This window comes from Ottowia beijingensis, assembly GCF_013423955.1.
Taxonomy (GTDB): Bacteria; Pseudomonadota; Gammaproteobacteria; order Burkholderiales; family Burkholderiaceae_C; genus Ottowia; species Ottowia beijingensis.
Map to the genome: position 1 here is coordinate 1,749,997 of NZ_JACCKX010000001.1, position 17,776 is coordinate 1,767,772.

A 17,776-nucleotide genomic window follows, 5' to 3' on the forward strand; every position below is an offset into this window, starting at 1 on the left:
GCGGCCCCGCCGGCCGTGGCAGCGCAGCGCATGGACCGCGCCGAACTCGAAGCCTGGCTGCGCCTGACTTTGAGCCCGGGCGTCGGCAACGACGCCGCGCGGCGCCTGCTGGCGGCCTTCGGCCTGCCGCAGGCCATCTTCGAGCAACCCGCCACCGCCCTGCGCCAGTTGCTCACACCGGCGCAGGCCAGCGCGCTGCAGCAGGTGCCCGAGGCGCTGGCCGCGCAACTGCAGGCCACACTGGACTGGCTGGGCGCCGCCGAGGACGGCATCGGGCGCCGCGTCGTCACGCTGGGCGATGCGGCCTACCCCGCCAGCCTGCTGGCCACCGAAGACCCGCCGTGCGTGCTGTACGTGCTGGGGGACCTGGGTGAAAAAATGATGGATTGAATCAGCCTTCAGCGCCCAACCCACGGGCGCAAGCAGCTATTGATAGTGAAGCAACCAACTGGCCCCGGCGTGTTATCGCCATGGTCGGCAGCCGCAACCCCACGCCACAGGGCGCGCAGAACGCGCGGCAGTTCGCGCGCGCCTTCGCGGGCGGGGGCATCACCGTGGTGTCGGGGCTGGCCCTGGGCGTGGATGGCGCGGCCCACGAAGGCGCGCTGGAGGGCGCGCCCGCGGGCGGCATCGCCACCATCGCCGTCATCGGCACCGGCATCGACCGCGTCTATCCGCGCCAGCACCGCGAGCTGGCGCACCGCATCGCCCGCCAGGGCCTGATCGTCAGCGAATACCCGCTGGGCACGCCGCCGCTGGCCGGCAACTTCCCCAAGCGCAACCGGCTGATCGCCGGGCTGTCGCAGGGCACGCTGGTGGTCGAGGCAGCGCTGCAATCCGGCTCGCTCATCACCGCGCGGCTGGCCGTGGAGCAGGGCAAGGAGGTGTTCGCCATTCCCGGCTCCATCCACAGCCCGCAGTCACGCGGCTGCCACGCCCTGATCCGCCAGGGCGCCAAGCTGGTGGAGACCGCGCAGGACGTGCTGGAGGAACTGCGCTGGCCCGGTGCCGTCGCGCTCGCCGCGCCGCCGTCGGCCGCGCCCGCGGCGCCCGCCCCCGACCCCGACGGCCTGCTGGCCGCCCTGGGCGCCGACCCGGTGAGCCTGGACGCCCTGCAGGCCCGCACCGGCCTCGACACGCCCACCCTGCAGGCGCGCCTGCTGGAGCTGGAACTCGACGGCCTGGTGGGGCGCCTGCCCGGCGGCCTGTTCCAGCGCCTGGGGCAGGCCTGAGCGAGGCCCCAGCGCCGGGCGCGCAACCACTTCCGATGGCAGCGCGCGGCGCCGCAGCCATGCGCTATATTGGCCGCATGTATGAAGTGCTCGTGTACGTGTACGAGAACTACGGCGGCGGTGGCCTGGACACCGACCGCGAGCAGTTGGGCCGCCGCCTGAGCAGCGCCGGCTTCGGGCGCGATGACATCGTGCAGGCGCTGCACTGGCTCGACGGGCTCGACTGCGCGGCCGACAGCATCTGCTTGCCGCCGCAGGACGAATCAGCCTCTGCCGTGCCCGCCCTGCCCAGCTGGCCCGCCTCGGCCGGCAGCCTGCGCGTGTACACGCCGCAGGAAATGGACCAACTGGGCCCGCACGGCATCGCCTGCCTGCGCTTTCTGGAAGACGCTGGCGCGCTGTCGGCCGAACTGCGCGAGGTGGTGATCGACCGCGCGCTCGCGGCGTCCGAATCACCCCTGGGCCTGGACGACCTGAAGATCATCGTCATGATGGTCTACTGGCGCGTGAACATGACGCCCGACATGCTGGTGATCGACGAGTTGTGCGACGACACGCGGCACCGGCTGCCGCATTGAGCAAGCGCGCCCCGGCCGGTCAGTGCAGCAGGCGATCCGGCTCGACGTTGAGCTTGGTGAGGGCCTCGCGCGTGGCACGGATGGTCAGGGCCTCGTCCTCCACCGGCACCAGCAGGCCCGCCTGCAGGTAGGACGCCAGGCGGCGCGTCTGCACCAGGTAGTGGCGGTTGGCCCCGGCCGAGAACAGGTGCAGCTGCCCACGCCGGCTGCGCCACACGTACTGCACCTGCACCACGTCGCCCAGGTAATCGAGCGCGAACCACACGCCCAGCTCCAGTTCGTGCGCCCAATGCAGCATGCCCTCGCTGGGCTGCGAGCCGCCGGTGGCGATCACCTCCAGCGCGTCGCCCTCGACGCCGAACAGCAGCTCGATCATGCCGGGATCGAGCAGCACATCGCCCTCGGGGTCGTCGGTGACCACATCCTCCAGCCCGGCCAGGCTGTGCGACAGCTCGGCCAGCTTGAGGGCGACATGCCCTCGCCGCGCGACACGAAGGCCTGCATCACCGCGTCGTTGACCAGCTTGATGTGCCCGTCCTGCTCGTCCGCGTCCATGGCCAGGGTGCCCATGCCGTCGCGCAGCGTGTGCAGCAGGCTGGCAAGCTGCTGCACCACCCGGCTGCGCTCGGTGCGGTCCATTTTCGGGCTGACGGACCACAGCAGATCGGCCGCGGCCTGCTTGTAGCGCAGCGTTTCTTCGGCCTGCGGGCCGCGCCGCACGGCGGCCATGGCCAGCACCTCGGACCAGATGCGGAACAGGAACTCGCGCACGTCGTCCGGCACCGGTACCGACGCCAGCATGCGCCGCAGCTCGATGGTGTACTGGATCGCCAGGGCTTCCTTCTGCTCGACCTGCTGCGCCAGCGTGGCCGCCTGCTGAGCGCTGCCGCCCTCGGTGAGCGAGCGGCCGAGGAACTTCTTGAATTCGTCCAGCACCAGCTGATAGACGCGCCGGCCGGTTTCAGGGTACTGCTCGACCACCTGCACGATGCGCTTGATCTCGCGCTCCAGCCGGCTGCCGGTGATGGTGGTGGCATCGAAACCGAGCGCGCACGCGCCCATGCGGTCGATGAGCTGCCGCGCCGGATGCTGCACCGAGGCAAAGAAGTCCGGCTCGGCCAGTGCCAACCGCAGCACCGGAATCTGCAGGCGGGCGAACCACACGCGGATGGCCGCCGGAATCCGCTCTTCGGCCAGGATGGCCTGGAACATCAGCGCCACGATCTCGATGATCGCCTTCTCGCTGGGTTTATCGGCTTTTTCCTTCAGCTCGGCCGCACGCTGGCGCAGGCGGGTGGCCACCACCTCGACGTTGGCCATGGGCAGCGTCCGGGTGACGGCGCCGCCGCGCGAATCCATCAGCTCGGTGACGGCGAACGGCGTGGCCGGCTCAGCCAGCGCCTGGGCCAGTTGTGGCGACGGCGGGCCCGCCGGCACGCCCGACTCGAAATCCGCCACGCGATCCGTCAGCAGGCGCCGCAGCTGCCCCAGCACGCCCTGCGCGCGCTGGCGCACCCGCGTCATGGGCGTGGCGGCGGTCAGCATGCGGGTTTCCTGCTCGGCCCGGGCCAGTGCCGAGGGCCGCACATCGGGCACGCCCGAATAACCCGTGCCCCCATTGGCGCCGTCATCGGCGCGGTCATTGGCGCGTCGAGGCGCGTGGCGGGCGCAGCGCGGGTGCCACCGCCCTGCCAGCCTGTGCCGGGGCCACGTGCCGATGGTTGCGGTGATCCGCCCCAGGCCGATGGCCGCTGCCCGGCTCCGCCGGAGGCCCCCGCGCCCGCGCCACTGCCCCCGCCTCGCCGTCGGCACGCCGCACCAGAGACTTGAGGTCGATCTCGGCCATCACGCCCTGCTGCACCAGCCACTCGTTGGCCTGGCGGAAGGCTTCGGGCAGTCGGCGCGCCAGCCCCGCCTGCACCGCCGGATGCACCAGCGCCCACATGGGCCGGGTCAGCCCACAGTCGGTCCAGGCCTTGACCATGATCTGCGCCAGCGTTTCGGGCTTGAGCACGTCGTCGGCCGGCAGGTCCGAGCGGCGCTCCAGAAACTGCATCCGCAGGCGCAGGTTGTTGAATTCGGCGCCCGCCGCTTCCGCCACGGCCGCAGCCAGGCGCGAGGCCGCGATCTTGCGTTCCACCAGTTCATCGTCGACCAGGCTCAATCCGGCCATGTCGGTATTGCCGGTCTTGCTGCCCATGCGGATGAGCGCCTCGCGCCACTCCCTGCGCACCGTTGCCACCCAGTGCTGCCGTTCGGCCCGGAAGAGCGCGGCCGCCTCCATCGCCAGCTGAATCTCGGCCACCGAGCGGCCAGCCCCACCGCCCTGCGCCAGCTGGCTCAGGTGATTCTGCATCAGCCCCATCAGTTCGATGATCGACGCATCCAGCGTGTTCACGAACTGCTCGCGCACCTGGCGGGCAATTCGGTACTGGAGGACAGCCTGGGAGGATGTGGCCATGGCGCGGAGCGTAACGGAATGCGCCGGCAGTATCGCATGGCGAACTGCCGGCGCTCGGGTCGCGCGTGACTTACACCACGGCGCCCGAATTCGGATCGTTCGCGTCGCCTTCCTTGCGGCTGCTCTTGATCAGATCTTCGCGCTTGATGCCCAGCCACATGGCGATGGCGCAGGCCACGAACACCGAGGAGTAGATCCCGAAAAGGATGCCGATGGTCAGCGCGACCGAGAAGTAGTGCAGCGTCTCGCCGCCGAACAGCAGCATCGACAGCACCATGATCTGCGTCGAGCCGTGGGTGATGATGGTGCGGCTGATGTTGGCGGTGATGGAGTTGTTGATGATCTCCACCGTGCTCATCTTGCGGTAGCGGCGGAAGTTCTCGCGGATGCGGTCGAAGATGACCACCGACTCGTTCACCGAATAGCCCAGCACCGCCAGGATGGCCGCCAGCACCGAGAGCGAGAACTCCCACTGGAACAGGGCGAAGAAGCCCAGGATGATGATCACATCGTGCAGGTTGGCGATGATGCCGGCCACCGCGTACTTCCACTCGAAGCGCATCGACAGGTAGATCATGATGCCGATGACCACGAAGGCCAGCGCCTTCAGGCCGTCGGCTGCCAGCTCCCGGCCCACCTGGGGCCCGACGAACTCGGTGCGCCGCAACTCGACGTCGGGCGAGGCCGCCTTCAGCGCCTGCAGCACCTGTTCGCTCTGCTGCGCCGAAGTCTTGCCCTGCTGCACCGGCAGGCGGATCAGCACGTCGCGCGAGGTACCGAAGTTCTGCACCTGGGCTTCGCCGAAGCCGAGCGAACCGACGGTGTTGCGCACCTTGGCCAGGTCGGCGGTTTGGCTGTAGCTGACCTCCATCACCGTGCCGCCCGTGAACTCGACCGACAGGTGCAGGCCGCGCGTGATCAGGAAGAACACCGCCAGCACGAAGGTGGCGATCGATATGACGTTGAAGATCAACGCATACCGCATGAACGGGATGTCCCGTCCGATCTTGAAAACTCCATCTGACTTTCCTAGGCTTCTGTTGGAGTTTTCAGTGCAGGCCCACATGTGCGCGAAGCGCATGTGATGCCGGAACCAAGAATTCCATGGTCTTGCTTTCCCAGCGCTCAGCCGGCCGCGCCGCTGCCGTCGGCCAGTTTCTTGTCGTGTTCGGGCCGCCACACGGTGCCGATCGACACCGTCTTCAGCTTCTTCTGGCGGCCATACCACCAGTTGACCAGCCCGCGCGAGAAGAACACCGCCGAGAACATCGAGGTCAGGATGCCGATGCAGTGCACCACGGCGAAGCCGCGCACCGGGCCGGAGCCGAAGGCCAGCAGCGCCAAGCCCGCGATCAGCGAGGTGACGTTGGAGTCCAGGATCGTCGCCCAGGCGCGGTCGTAGCCCGAGTGGATGGCCGCCTGCGGCGAGGCGCCGCCGCGCAGTTCCTCGCGGATGCGTTCGTTGATCAGCACGTTGGCGTCGATGGCCATGCCCAGCGTCAGCGCCACGGCGGCGATGCCTGGCAGCGTCAGCGTGGCCTGCAGCATCGACAGGATGGCCACCAGCAGCAACAGGTTGAAGGTCAGCGCGATCGACGAGAAGACGCCGAACAGGTGGTAGTAGACGATCATGAACACCACGATCGCCGCGAAGCCCCACATCACGCTGTGGAAGCCCTTGGAGATGTTGTCGGCGCCCAGGCTGGGGCCGATGGTGCGCTCCTCGATGATCTCCATCGGCGCCGCCAGCGAGCCGGCGCGCAGCAGCAGCGCCAGGTCGTTGGCCTCCACCGTGGTCATCGAGCCGGAGATCTGGAAGCGCGTGCCCAGCTCGGCCTGGATCACCGGCGCCGTCAACGCCTCGCCCTTGCCCTTCTCGAACAGGATGATGGCCATGCGCTTGCGCAGGTTCTCGCGGCTGACGTCGCGCATGATGCGGCCGCCCTTGGCGTCCACCGTCAGGTCGACCTTGGGCTGCTGCGTCTGCGAGTCGAAGCCGGGCTGCGCATCGGTCAGGCTGTCGCCCGTCAGGATGACCTGGCGCTTGACGATGACCGACGATCCGTCGCGCAGCAGGAACTTCTCCGAACCGAAGGGCACGGGGCCGTTGCTGAGTTCGGCGGCACGGCCTTCGGTGCTTTCGTCCACCAGGCGCATTTCCAGCGTGGCCGTGCGGCCCAGGATGTCCTTGGCCTTGGCCGTGTCCTGCACGCCGGGCAGCTGCACCACCACGCGGTCGGCGCCCTGCTGCTGGATCACCGGCTCGGCCACGCCCAGTTCGTTGACGCGGTTGTGCAGCGTGGTGATGTTCTGCTTGACCGCGTCGTTCTGCACCGCCTGCAGCGCCTGCGGCTTGAAGGTGGCGACCAGGCGCGGCTCGCCGCCGGAGCTTTCGGCCAGTTGCAGGTCGGGCTGGCTGTCGGTGATGGCGCGGCGCGCGGCCTCCAGCGTGGCGGCGTCGCGGGCGCGGATCTCGATGGAGTTGCCCTCGCGGCTGACGCCGCCATGGCGCACGTCCTTCTCGCGCAGGGTCAGGCGGATGTCGCTGGCCAGCGTGTCCAGCCGCTTGGTGATGGCCGCGCGCATGTCGACCTGCAGCATGAAGTGCACGCCGCCGCGCAGGTCGAGGCCCAGGTACATGGGCTTGGCGTTCAGCGCCGCCAGCCAGGCGGGCGAGCGCGGCACCAGGTTCAGCGCCACGATGTGCGAGGGGTCGGCGGGGTCGGGGTTCAGGGCGCGCTCGATGGCGTCCTTGGCCTTGAGCTGGTTGTCGGTGGTGTCGAAACGCGCCCACACCGAGTTGCCCTCCAGCGTCAGCCGGGTGGGCGCCAGGCTGGCGGTCTTCAGCGCCGCCTCGACCCGCGACAGGGTGCCGTCATCGACGCGCACCGTCACCTTGCCGGCCGACACCTGCACCGCCGGCGCCTCGCCGAAGAAGTTGGGCAGCGTGTAGATCACCCCCACCAGCAGCGTGATGAGGATGATGATGTATTTCCAGAAGGGGTATCGGTTCATGAAGAGGGGTCGGTAGCGGGCCGGCGAGAGCGGCCCTGGGCTGGCTGCCGCGCGCTGGCGGGCCGCGGCGGTGCGATTCGCCGCTTACTTGATGGTTCCCTTGGGCAGCACCTGCACCACGGCGCTGCGCTGCATCTGCACCTCGACGCCGTTGGCGATCTGCAGGCCGATGTGGCTGTCGGTGAGCGTGCTCACCTTGCCCAGCAGGCCGCCGGCGGTGACCACTTCGTCGCCCTTGGCCAGGGCGTCGATCATGGCGCGGTGCTCCTTCTGCTTCTTCATCTGCGGGCGGATCATGATGAAGTACAGCACCACGAACATCAGCACCAGGGGCAGCATGCTCATGAGCGAGGAGCCCATGTCGCCGCCGGATGCGGCGGCCGGGGCGGTCTGGGCGAAGGCGTTTGAGATGAACACAGGCAGACTCCGATGGCGGAAAAGGGGATGAAAGGACAGAGGGCACGGGCCGCGCGGCGGCGCTGCAGGCGCGCGGTGGCGGCCCGACTGGCAACCCGCCATTTTAAGCGGCACCCGTGTGCGCCACGGCCCGTCAGGCGATGGCGAAGGGTATTCTCTATTTTGATAGCTGCTTGCGCTTGATGTACAAGGATTTCAGCATCATTTAATGCTGAAATCCTTTACTGGCGGGCACAAGCAGCTACTATTTTTGGGCTTGCTGCCCCGGCGCCCGCTTCAGGCCACCTGCCGCGCCCCTTGCGGATCGCGGTACTGCGCCATCAGCTCGGCCCAGCGCGTGCGGGCGGCCTTCAGGTTGCGCTCCTTCACGTGGCCGTAGCCCTTGATCTGCTCGGGAATGCGGGCAATCTCCACCGCCGTGGCGTGGTTCTCGCTGTTCAGGCCCTGCAGCACCTCCTCGATGCTGGCGCGGTACTGCTGGATCAGCGCGCGCTCGGTCTGGCGCTCTTCGGTCTTGCCGAAGATGTCCAGCGCGCCGCCGCGCAGGCCTTTCAGTTTGGCCAGCAATTTGAAGTTGCGCAGCATCGACGGGCCGTACTTCTTCTTCAGCAGCTCGCCCTTGTCGTTGCGGTCGGCCGTCATGGGCGGGGCCAGGTGGTAATTGACTTTGTAATCGCCCTCGAACATGTCGGCAATGCGCTGCTGGAACGCCGGGTCGCTGTGCAGGCGCGCCACTTCGTACTCGTCCTTGTACGCCATCAGCTTGAACAGGTAGCGCGCCACGGCCTCGGAAAGCAGGGTCTTGCCGCCCAGCTTGCTTTCGGCCTGCTGCACCTGCGCCACGAAGTCGCGGTACTGGTCGGCGTAGGCCGCGTCCTGGTAGCCGGTGAGGAACTCCACCCGTCGCGCGATGATGGATTCGAGTGTTTCGCGCTTCTTGAACTCGATCACCTGCGCGCCGCCGGCGCCCGTCAGCAGCTTCTGCACGCGCGCGAAGTCGTGCGCCGCCTGGCGGCCCCACTCGAAGGCGGCCTTGTTGTTCTCGACCTGCACGTTGTTCAGCTCCATGGCGCGCAGCAGCGATTCGCGGCGCAGCGGCACCCAGCCCTTCTGCCAGGCGTAGCCCAGGATCATCGGGTTGACGTAGAGGGTGTCGCCCAGCAGCTGGCTGGCCACGGCATCGGCGTCGAAGCGCGACAGGCCGGTGGGGCCCACGGCGCGGGCGATGTCGGCGGCACAGCGCTCCGACGGGTTCTGCCACGCGCCATCCTTCACGAACGCCGCCGTCGGCGTGCCGTGCGAGTTCAGCGCCACGTGCGTGCGGCCCTCGCGCATGCGCAGCATGGTCTCCTTGTTGGCGGCCACGATCGGGTCGCACCCCAGGATCAAGTCGGCCGCCGCCATGCCCACGCGCGTGGTGCGGATGTCGTCCTGCGACTCGCCGATCAGCACGTGGCTCCAGGTGGCGCCGCCCTTCTGCGCCAGGCCGGCCGCGTCCTGCGTGACGATGCCCTTGCCCTCCATGTGCGCCGCCATGCCCAGCAACTGGCCGATGGTGATGACCCCGGTGCCGCCCACGCCCGCCACCACGATGCCCCAGGCGCCGCCCGGTGCGGGCTGCTGCTGCACCGGCTCGGGCAGCGCGCCCAGCTCGGCGGGCGACACGCTGGCCTTGGCCTTGGCTTTCTTCTTCAGCTGGCCGCCCTCGACGGTGATGAAGCTGGGGCAGAAGCCCTTCAGGCAGCTGGTGTCCTTGTTGCAGGTGCTCTGGTTGATGGTGCGCTTGCGGCCGAACTCGGTCTCCAGCGGCTCCAAGCTCAGGCAGTTGCTCTGCACGCTGCAGTCGCCGCAGCCTTCGCACACGGCCTCGTTGATGATCACGCGCACCGCCGGGTCGACCATGGTGCCGCGCTTGCGGCGGCGGCGCTTCTCGGTGGCGCAGGTCTGGTCGTAGATGATGACCGTGGTGCCCGGGATCTCGCGGAACTCGCGCTGCACGGCATCCAGCTTGTCGCGGTGCTGGATCTCGATGCCCAAGGGCAGTCCGTGCTGCGTGGCGTTGGCGTATTTCTCGGGCTCGTCGGTGACGATGGTGATCTTGGCGGCGCCTTCGGCGCGCATGTTCTGCGCGATCTGGATCACCGACAGCCCCTCGGGCCGCTCGCCGATCTGCTGGCCGCCGGTCATGGCCACGGCGTCGTTGTAGAGGATCTTGTAGGTGATGTTGACGCCCGCCGTCACCGCCTGGCGCACCGCCAGCGAGCCGCTGTGGTAGTAGGTGCCGTCGCCCAGGTTGGCGAACACGTGCTGCTCCTTGCTGAACGGCTGCTGGCCCACCCACGGCACGCCCTCGCCGCCCATCTGCGTGAAGCCCACCGTGGCGCGGTCCATCCAGATGCTCATGAAATGGCAGCCGATGCCGGCCATGGCGCGCGAGCCCTCGGGCACGCGGGTGCTGGTGTTGTGCGGGCAGCCGGAGCAGAACCAGGGCATGCGGTCGGCGCCGCTGCCGCCGATCTCCAGCGCCTGCATGCCGCGCTCGGCGGCGTCCAGCACGGCCAGCTGGCGGTCGATGCGCGCCGTCATGTCGGCGTCCAGGCCCAGCTTCTTCAGGCGCTCGGCGATGGCGCGGGCGATGAGGGCCGGCGTCAGGTCGGCGGTGGCGCGCAGCAGCGTGTTGGCCGTGGGGTTGCCGCGCGACCATTCGCCGCCCGACAGGCTGCCGTCCGGGCCTTCGTGGTACTTGCCCAGCACGTTGGGGCGCACGTCGGCGCGCCAGTTGTACAGCTCTTCCTTGATCTGGTATTCGATCACCTGGCGCTTCTCTTCCACCACCAGGATTTCCTTCAGCCCGGTGGCGAAGTCGCGCGTGATCTGCGCCTCCAGCGGCCACACCACGTTCACCTTGTGCAGGCGGATGCCCAGCTGGCGGCAGGTGGCGTCGTCCAGGCCCAGGTCGATCAGGGCCTGGCGCGTGTCGTTGTAGGCCTTGCCGCTGGCGATGATGCCGAAGCGGTCGTGCGGCGTGGCGATGACGTTGTAGTTCAGCCGGTTGGCGCGCACGTAGGCCAGCGCGGCGTACCACTTCCAGTTGAACAGGCGCTCTTCCTGCGGCAGCGCGGCATCGGGCCAGCGGATGTGCACGCCGCCGGGCGGCATCTCGAAATCGGTCGGCAGCGCGATCTGCACGCGCTCAGGGTCGATCATCGCCGTGGCGCTGGATTCGACGATCTCCTGGATCGTCTTCATGCTCGTCCACACGCCGGCATAGCGGCTCATGGCGAAGGCGTGCACGCCCAGGTCCAGGATTTCCTGCACCGTGGAAGGGAAGAACACCGGCAGGCCGCAGGCCTTGAAGATGTGGTCGCTCTGGTGCGCGGCCGTCGAACTCTTGGCCACGTGGTCGTCGCCGGCCACGGCAATCACGCCGCCCCAGGGCGTGGTGCCCGCCATGTTGGCGTGCTTGAACACGTCGGAGCAGCGGTCCACGCCCGGCCCCTTGCCGTACCAGATACCGAACACACCGTCGAACTTGTTGGTGCCCGCGGGCGCAAAGCCCAGTTGCTGCGTGCCCCAAATGGCGGTGGCCGCCAGCTCCTCGTTCACGCCGGGCTGGAACACGATGTGCTGCGACTCGAGGTGCTTGCGCGCGCCCCACAGCGCCTGGTCGTAGCCGCCCAGCGGCGAGCCACGGTAGCCGCTGATGAAGCCGGCCGTGTTCTTGCCCACCAGCGCATCGCGCTGGCGCTGCAGCATGGGCAGCTTGACCAGCGCCTGGATGCCGCTCATGAAGGCGCGGCCGTAATCCAGGCTGTACTTGTCGTCCAGGGTCACCGTTTCCAGTGCCTTGCGGATGTGATCGGGCAGGGGGCGTTCATGTGCTTGTCTCCTTGGTGGGCCGCCGCTTCGTGGGCAGCGGGGTGTGGCGCGCCGTGTGGGCAGGCCTGTCCGTCATTTGAAAGCAAAGTGTATGCCGCCTGTGACGATAAGTGTTTTCTTTGCGCTCCTTTTCAAGCACAGAAAAGAAAGATTCTTTCTAGAATTGGCCCACTATGGAAACGTTGGATGCCTACGACCTCGCCATCCTGCAACATCTGCAAGAAGACGGCCGCCTGACCAACACCGAGCTGGCGCAGCGCGTGGGCCTGTCGGCCGCGCCGTGCTGGCGCCGCGTGCGTGCGCTGGAGCAGGCCGGCTTCATCCGCGGCTATCGCGCCGAGATCGACCGCCACAAGATCGGCCTGGGCGTGCTGGCCTTCGTGCGACTGGATGCGGCGCAGATCGGCGCCGCATCCATGCGCGGGCTGGAGCAGGCGATCCGCGAGCGGCCCGAAATCATCAGCTGCCACTACATCAGCGGCACCGGCACCTTCGAGCTGCAGGTGGTGGCGGCCGACCTGGAGCAGTTCAGCCGCTTCGCGCGCGAGGTGCTGCTGCACCTGCCGAACGTGAAGGACATGCACACCAGCTTCTCGCTGGGCGAGGTGAAGGCCGGGGCGCGCTGCCCCTGGCGCAGCTGAAGCCGCCGCGGCGCGCCTGCTGACCGCCGTCACGGCAGTGTCACGACATTGCCACATTGGGACTGCACGATCCGGCCTTCCGCAAGGTTCGCCTCTCTCCACGAAAGTCCCACCTGTCATGAACACGACCCCTTCCGTTTCCGAGTACGACGACAACGAGATCGTCAACCATTCGTCCAACCCCCACATGGACACCATCCTGGCCGCGCGCCTGAGCCGCCGCGGCGCGCTCAAGGGCGGCATTGGCGCCACCACGGCCGCGCTGCTGGGTGGCGTGGGCCTGTCGGCCTGCGGCGGCAGCGACGACGACACCCCGGCACCGGCGCCCGCGCCAACGCCCAAGTCGCTGAACTTCGCCGCTGTGGCCAAGACCAACGCCGACACCGTGAGCGTGCCGGCCGGCTACCAGGTCAGCATCCTGCACGCGCTGGGCGACCCGATGATGTTCGGCGACACCAGCTGGAGCGACGCCGGCACCGAGACCGCCGAGTCGTATGACCGCCGCATCGGCGACGGCCACGACGGCATGTACTACTTCGGCCTGAGCGACGACGGCAAGTTCGACGCCAACCGCTCCGACCGCGGCCTGCTGTGCGTGAACCACGAATACGTGGTGGCCCCCTACGGCCTGCACCCCGCTGGCTCCACCAAGGTGGGCGACCAGCGCCCCGCCGACGAGGTGGAAAAGGAAATCCGCGCCCACGGCGTCAGCGTGGTCGAGGTCAAGCGCAAGTCCGGCAGCAACGACATGGAGATGGTGCGCGGCTCCAAGTACAACCGCCGCGTGACCAGCGCCACCGAGATGGACTTCGGCGGCCCGGCCGCCGGCAACGCCAAGCTGGTCAACAAGCTCTCGCCCGACGGCAAGCTGGCCTTCGGCATGAACAACAACTGCGCCAACGGCTACACGCCCTGGGGCACCTACCTGACCTGCGAGGAGAACTACCTCAACGTCATCGGCCGCGCCGCCGGCGACGACGAGCAGCGCAGCGCCAGCGAGATCGTGGCGCTCAAGCGCTACGGCCTGCCGGCCGGCCGCAAGAACCCCTACGGCTGGGACACGCCCGATGGCGAGCAGTACCAGCGCTGGAACAGCAAGGTCAGCGGCGCCAGCGCGGCCGAAGACCACCGCAACAGCTTCAACACCTTCGGCTGGGTGGTCGAGATCGACCCCTTCCGCCCCGAGAGCAAGCCCGTCAAGCGCAGCGCGCTGGGCCGCTTCAACCACGAAGGCGCCTGGCCAGCCCCGGCCAAGGCGGGCGAGCCCATCGTCATCTACTCCGGCGACGACGCGCGCAACGAGTACGTGTTCAAGTTCGTGTCCGACGCCAAGTGGGACCCGAAGGACATCAACGGCGGCACCGCCATGGGCGCCAAGTACCTGGACAAGGGCAAGCTGTACGCCGCCAAGTTCAACGACGACGGCACCGGCCAGTGGCTGGAGCTGACGCACGGCAAGAACGGCATCGACGACAAGAACACGCTGTACCCGTTCGCCGACCAGGGCGACGTGGTGATGCACTGCCGCCTGGCCGCCGACTTCATGGGCGCCACCAAGATGGACCGCCCCGAGTGGGGTGGCGTGAACCCGTTGAACAACGAGGTTTACATGACCATGACCAACAACTCGCAGCGCGACGGCGAGAAGATGCCGCTGAACGCCGCCAACCCGCGCAAGGGCAACACCAACGGCCACATCATCCGCTGGAAGGAAAAAGGCGGCCAGGCCGGCACCAGCTTCGAGTGGGACGTGTACCTGTTCGGCGCGCGCGAGGACGGCAAGCAGAGCGAGAACCTGTCGGGCCTGACGGCGGTGAACGACTTCTCCAGCCCCGACGGCCTGTACTTCGACCAGCGCAACGGCCAGACCGACGGCCTGCTGTGGATCCAGACCGACGACGGCGCCTACACCGACGTGACCAACTGCATGATGCTGGCGGCCCTGCCCGGCCACGTGGGCGACGGCGGCAAGATCAAGACGCGGGAAGGTCAGGAGACCATCATGGGCGCCAAGCCCACCGATGCCAACGTGCGCCGCTTCCTGGTCGGCCCGTTCGACTGCGAGATCACCGGCGTGGTGGTCACGCCCGACGGCAAGACGCTGTTCTTCAACGTGCAGCACCCGGGCGAGGACAAGGGCGACTTCACGACCAACACCTTCACCAGCCACTGGCCCGGCAACCAGGCGCCCGCCAGCGATGCGCTGCACCACGGCCACAAGCGCCCGCGCTCGGCCACCGTGGTGGTGACGCGCACCGACGGCGGCACCATCGGCATCTGACGATGGCGCACGGCGCTGCGTGATGTGCACAGCGCCCATGCGCACCCAAGGTCCGCCGCGTGCGGGCCTTTTCCTTGGCCGCGCCAGCGTCGTCCGGAGCTATAAAAACAGAAGCTGCATACGCTGATGCAGCAAGCGCTTCAGGCCTTTTCGCTTGATCCACCTGCACTGTAGGAGCGGCGGAAGCCGCGAACGGCTGGATGCACGATGGGACGCATTCGCGGCTTCCGCCGCTCCTACCGCACGCGCTGCCTGGTGCGGTGCGTTGTCACCGGCCTGCACGCCAAAAGCAGGTCATGAGGGCATAGACTCGCCAAGCACCATGGGAGTATCTGCCTCCATCGCTTGGCAGACAGGCTCTAGCGGATAGATATGCAGGAGTATCTGCCGAGAGGGGCATCCCTGGCAGAGCACTCCCCATTCACCCAGACAACGCGCCGCTCAACCCGGCCCGTTGTCGCCATCGCCCACGCGGATGTTGGTCTGCACCGGCGCGTTGGGGTCGAACGGCGGCGCGGGGCGCGGGCCGGGGCGGGCGTGGGCGCGCACCGGGGTGGCGTCGTCGGGCGTGGCCGCGCGCTCGCAGTACACCGGCTCGGGGATGTTGGTGTAGTCCAACCGCGCCAGCCGGCCCTGCACGCCCAGGCCGAACTGCGCGCGCACCGCGGGGTCGGCGTAGCGCAGCGCGCCGTCGCCCTCGCCATCGTGGTGGTCCGCCACGCGCTCCAGTACGGCATGGCCGCGCAGGCCTTCGAGCAAGGCCATGTCCTGGTACAGGCGCGCCTCGAAGCGCAGGTCGTTGGGGCACAGGTAGCTCAGGCGCGGGGCGTCCTGCAGCGCGGCGCAGGCGGACAGCAGAGCTGGCAGCGACAGGGCGAGCAAGCAGTTTTTGCTATCGAATAAGAAGCTGATGGCGCTTGCTGGACGGGCGCCAACAGCCATTTCGGCTTGAATTGGAGCAGTGCGCCCACGCGCGGCGCCGGAGACCGACGAACGGGCGCGGCCCTCACCCCGCCCTCTCCCAGAGGGAGAGGGGCAAGACCGCGGCGCGCCGCAGCGGCGCGATCCGGTGGCCGGGGCGCCCATGGCCGGGGTTCCCCTGGCCATCGGGCGCGCCCCGGCGCGGGGGTGGCGAAACAATGCGAAGCATGTGGAGCCTGGGGAGAGCTCATCTAGGCCACAGCACCCACAGGCGCAGCGGCTGCTTCATGCGGCCGGCGAACTCACCCGCCTCGGCCCCCAGCCGGCAAAGTAGTCGGCCCGCACCGCGCCGACGATGGCGCTGCCGGTGTCCTGCGCCAGCACCAGCCGCTGCAGGTTGGCCACCGGCCCCTGCGAGGCCAGCCACACCGGCGTGCCGTACGGGATGCTCTGCGGGTCGACGGCGATCGAGCGGCCCGGCGTCAGCGCCACGCCCTGCGCGCCGCGCGGGCCGAACTGCGCGTCCAGCGGGCTCAAGGCCTCTTCGCGGAAGAACACCATGCGCGGGTTGCTCCACAGAAAGCCCTGCAGCACCTGCGGGTTGGCCGCCAGCGTGTTGCGGATGCCGGGCCAGGTGACATCGCCGCGCAGCAGGCCCTGGTCGATCAGCCACTTGCCGGGGCTGCGGTAGGGCTGCTCGTTGGTGGCGGCAAAGGCCAGGCGCACCAGGCGCTGGCTGCCGTCGGCCTCGGTCACGCGCACGCGGCCCGAGCCCTGGATCTGGAGAATCAGCGCCTCCACCGGGTCGGCCAGCCAGGCGATCTCGCTGCCGGCCAGCTGGGCGCGCGCCTCGGGCAGGGTTTCCATCTCCTGCCGCGTGTACCAGGGCTTGCGCTGCGCCAGCGTGGCGGGCGGGCGGTACAGCGGCGCGCCGAAGCCGGGGCGCGCGCTGCGCGAGGCCTCGTAGAACGGCTCGAAATAGCTGGTCAGCAGCCCCTCGGCGCCGGGCGCGGCCATGCCGCCCAGCGGCTCTACGCGGTAGGGCTGCAGGCGCGTCTTCATCCAGTTGCGCTGGTCCTCGGTGCTGGCCAGCGACAGGCGCCGCACCTCGCTGCACAGGCGGCCGAAGGTGGGGCCGGGGCGCTCGCAGCTCTTGATCCAGGCGTTCCAGGCGTCTGTGGTGTTGTCCTGATCGAAGCCGGGCAGATCGGACCAGCGCACCGGCACCCAGCGGCTGCGCGCGCGCTCGATGGCCGGGCCGATGGGCGCGCTGTCGGCCACCGGGCCGGGCGGCGGCAGGGCTGGCTCGGTGCTGGGCGGTGGGGCGGGGGCTTGGGCGGCGGCTTGACCGCGCAACTGGCCAGCATTCCTACAATGACCGCTGCCCCAAGAAACCGTAATGCTTGCTTCATGCTCGTGATTCTGCTGGAAGCGCTGGCGGCGCTTGTCATCCTGCTGCTGATCGTCTGGTGGACCATGTTCGCCGGCCGCAAGAAGGGCGAGCTGCCCGGCCAGCACGACACACCCTCCGCGGACGACCGCGACACGCCGCCACGCGACGCTCATGATTGAGTGGTTTCAGGCCTGCGGCGCAGCATGGATCGGCGCCGCAAGCTATTAATTATGCAGCGCCGGCGGGGCCGCCGGGCGCTGCCGCAGCCACCCTCGAAGGCCGCCGAGAGCAAGCCAAATCAGCCCCCAGCGCCCGCCCCGCCTGCGCTTAAAGCTCCAGTTTTTGTAGCTTCTGCGCCAGTTCCACGGCCGATTTCACTTCCATCTTCTCGAACACGCGCGCGCGGTGCACCTCCACCGTGCGCACGCTGATGCCCAGTTCATCGGCGATCAGCTTGTTCGGCCGCCCCTCGGCCACCAGCCGCAGCACGTCGCGCTCGCGCTCGGTCAGCTCGTCCAGCCGGGCCTGCAGGGCGCGCTGCAGGATCAGTTGCGCCAGCCGCTCTTCGGACAGCGCCAGCGCGCGCTCCACGCGGTCGACCAGGGCGTTGTCGGAGAACGGCTTCTCGCAGAAATCGAAGGCGCCGCGCTTCACCGACTCCACCGCCGTGGCCACGCTGGCGTGCCCGGTGAGGAAGATCACCGGCCAGGCCTGCGCCACGCCGCGCTCCAGCAACCGGTCGAACAGCGCCAGCCCGCTGGCGCCGGGCATGCGCACATCCAGCAGGATGCAGGCGGGCGTGGTGGGCACGGCATCGCCCAGCGCCTGCTCGAAGGCCTCGGCGCTGTCGAACGCCTCGGACAGCAGGCGGCGCGAGCGCAGCAGCCACGCCAACGCCTCGCGCACGCTGGCGTCGTCGTCGACGATGTAGACCATGGCGTCGGTTGCGGCCATGCAG

General features: G+C 68.8%; 14 protein-coding genes and 1 pseudogene. 5 read left to right on the plus strand and 10 right to left on the minus strand.

The window, feature by feature from the left end:
* Positions 1–30: 30 nt before the first annotated feature.
* Together dprA and H0I39_RS08860 are read left to right on the plus strand one after the other, a co-directional pair.
* Positions 31–1,232 (plus strand): annotated as a pseudogene (dprA, locus tag H0I39_RS08855) (DNA-processing protein DprA).
* 59 nt (positions 1,233–1,291) lie between these two features.
* The gene (locus H0I39_RS08860) at positions 1,292–1,810 is read left to right on the plus strand and encodes a Smg family protein (RefSeq protein ID WP_257645701.1); all 519 of its coding nucleotides are present in this window, start codon (positions 1,292–1,294) and stop codon (positions 1,808–1,810) included.
* Positions 1,811–1,829: 19 nt separating this feature from the next.
* Here H0I39_RS08860 and H0I39_RS08865 read toward each other — a convergent pair whose 3' ends face one another.
* The 7 genes from H0I39_RS08865 to H0I39_RS08895 form a co-directional block, all read right to left on the minus strand.
* Positions 1,830–2,231 carry a DUF1631 family protein gene (locus H0I39_RS08865; protein ID WP_180550244.1) on the minus strand — a complete coding sequence of 134 codons (402 nt, stop codon included), beginning with the start codon at positions 2,229–2,231 and terminating at the stop codon, positions 1,830–1,832.
* Positions 2,183–3,355, minus strand: coding sequence for a DUF1631 family protein (locus H0I39_RS08870; RefSeq protein WP_180549131.1), 1,173 nt, complete (start codon positions 3,353–3,355; stop codon positions 2,183–2,185). The genes H0I39_RS08865 and H0I39_RS08870 overlap by 49 nt, the downstream gene beginning before the upstream one ends.
* Positions 3,356–3,449: 94 nt before the next feature.
* The gene (locus H0I39_RS08875; protein WP_180550245.1) at positions 3,450–4,271 is read right to left on the minus strand and encodes a DUF1631 family protein; all 822 of its coding nucleotides are present in this window, start codon (positions 4,269–4,271) and stop codon (positions 3,450–3,452) included.
* Between the two features lie 70 nt (positions 4,272–4,341).
* Positions 4,342–5,337: a protein translocase subunit SecF gene (gene secF / locus H0I39_RS08880; protein ID WP_180551745.1), complete on the minus strand. Its 996-nt coding sequence runs from the start codon at positions 5,335–5,337 to the stop codon at positions 4,342–4,344.
* 59 nt (positions 5,338–5,396) lie between these two features.
* On the minus strand, positions 5,397–7,286 hold the full coding sequence (gene secD / locus H0I39_RS08885; RefSeq protein ID WP_180550246.1) for a protein translocase subunit SecD: 1,890 nt from the start codon (positions 7,284–7,286) through the stop codon (positions 5,397–5,399).
* 84 nt (positions 7,287–7,370) lie between these two features.
* Positions 7,371–7,703, minus strand: coding sequence for a preprotein translocase subunit YajC (yajC, locus tag H0I39_RS08890; protein ID WP_180550247.1), 333 nt, complete (start codon positions 7,701–7,703; stop codon positions 7,371–7,373).
* Between the two features lie 276 nt (positions 7,704–7,979).
* Positions 7,980–11,537, minus strand: coding sequence for an indolepyruvate ferredoxin oxidoreductase family protein (locus H0I39_RS08895; protein ID WP_308645809.1), 3,558 nt, complete (start codon positions 11,535–11,537; stop codon positions 7,980–7,982).
* Between the two features lie 218 nt (positions 11,538–11,755).
* Between H0I39_RS08895 and H0I39_RS08900 the strand changes: the two genes are divergently transcribed.
* Both H0I39_RS08900 and H0I39_RS08905 read left to right on the plus strand, forming a co-directional pair.
* Positions 11,756–12,223 (plus strand): Lrp/AsnC family transcriptional regulator, encoded by a 468-nt coding sequence (locus tag H0I39_RS08900; protein WP_180550248.1) that lies wholly within the window; start codon positions 11,756–11,758, stop codon positions 12,221–12,223.
* Between the two features lie 118 nt (positions 12,224–12,341).
* Positions 12,342–14,504 carry a PhoX family protein gene (locus tag H0I39_RS08905; RefSeq protein ID WP_180550249.1) on the plus strand — a complete coding sequence of 721 codons (2,163 nt, stop codon included), beginning with the start codon at positions 12,342–12,344 and terminating at the stop codon, positions 14,502–14,504.
* 441 nt (positions 14,505–14,945) lie between these two features.
* On the opposite strand, the gene H0I39_RS08910 is transcribed toward H0I39_RS08905, so the two are convergent.
* Complete coding sequence (locus H0I39_RS08910; RefSeq protein WP_180550250.1) at positions 14,946–15,386, minus strand: hypothetical protein; 441 nt, start codon at positions 15,384–15,386, stop codon at positions 14,946–14,948.
* A gap of 324 nt (positions 15,387–15,710) precedes the next feature.
* Complete coding sequence (gene mltA, locus H0I39_RS08915; RefSeq protein WP_373368273.1) at positions 15,711–16,781, minus strand: murein transglycosylase A; 1,071 nt, start codon at positions 16,779–16,781, stop codon at positions 15,711–15,713.
* Between the two features lie 54 nt (positions 16,782–16,835).
* Here mltA and H0I39_RS08920 point away from each other — a divergent pair, with 54 nt between their 5' ends.
* Positions 16,836–16,997 (plus strand): hypothetical protein, encoded by a 162-nt coding sequence (locus H0I39_RS08920; RefSeq protein WP_180550251.1) that lies wholly within the window; start codon positions 16,836–16,838, stop codon positions 16,995–16,997.
* A 148-nt stretch (positions 16,998–17,145) separates the two neighbouring features.
* Here the strand turns inward: H0I39_RS08920 and H0I39_RS08925 are convergent, their stop codons facing one another.
* The gene (locus H0I39_RS08925) at positions 17,146–17,772 is read right to left on the minus strand and encodes a response regulator transcription factor (protein WP_257645702.1); all 627 of its coding nucleotides are present in this window, start codon (positions 17,770–17,772) and stop codon (positions 17,146–17,148) included.
* Between the last annotated feature and the right edge of the window lie 4 nt (positions 17,773–17,776).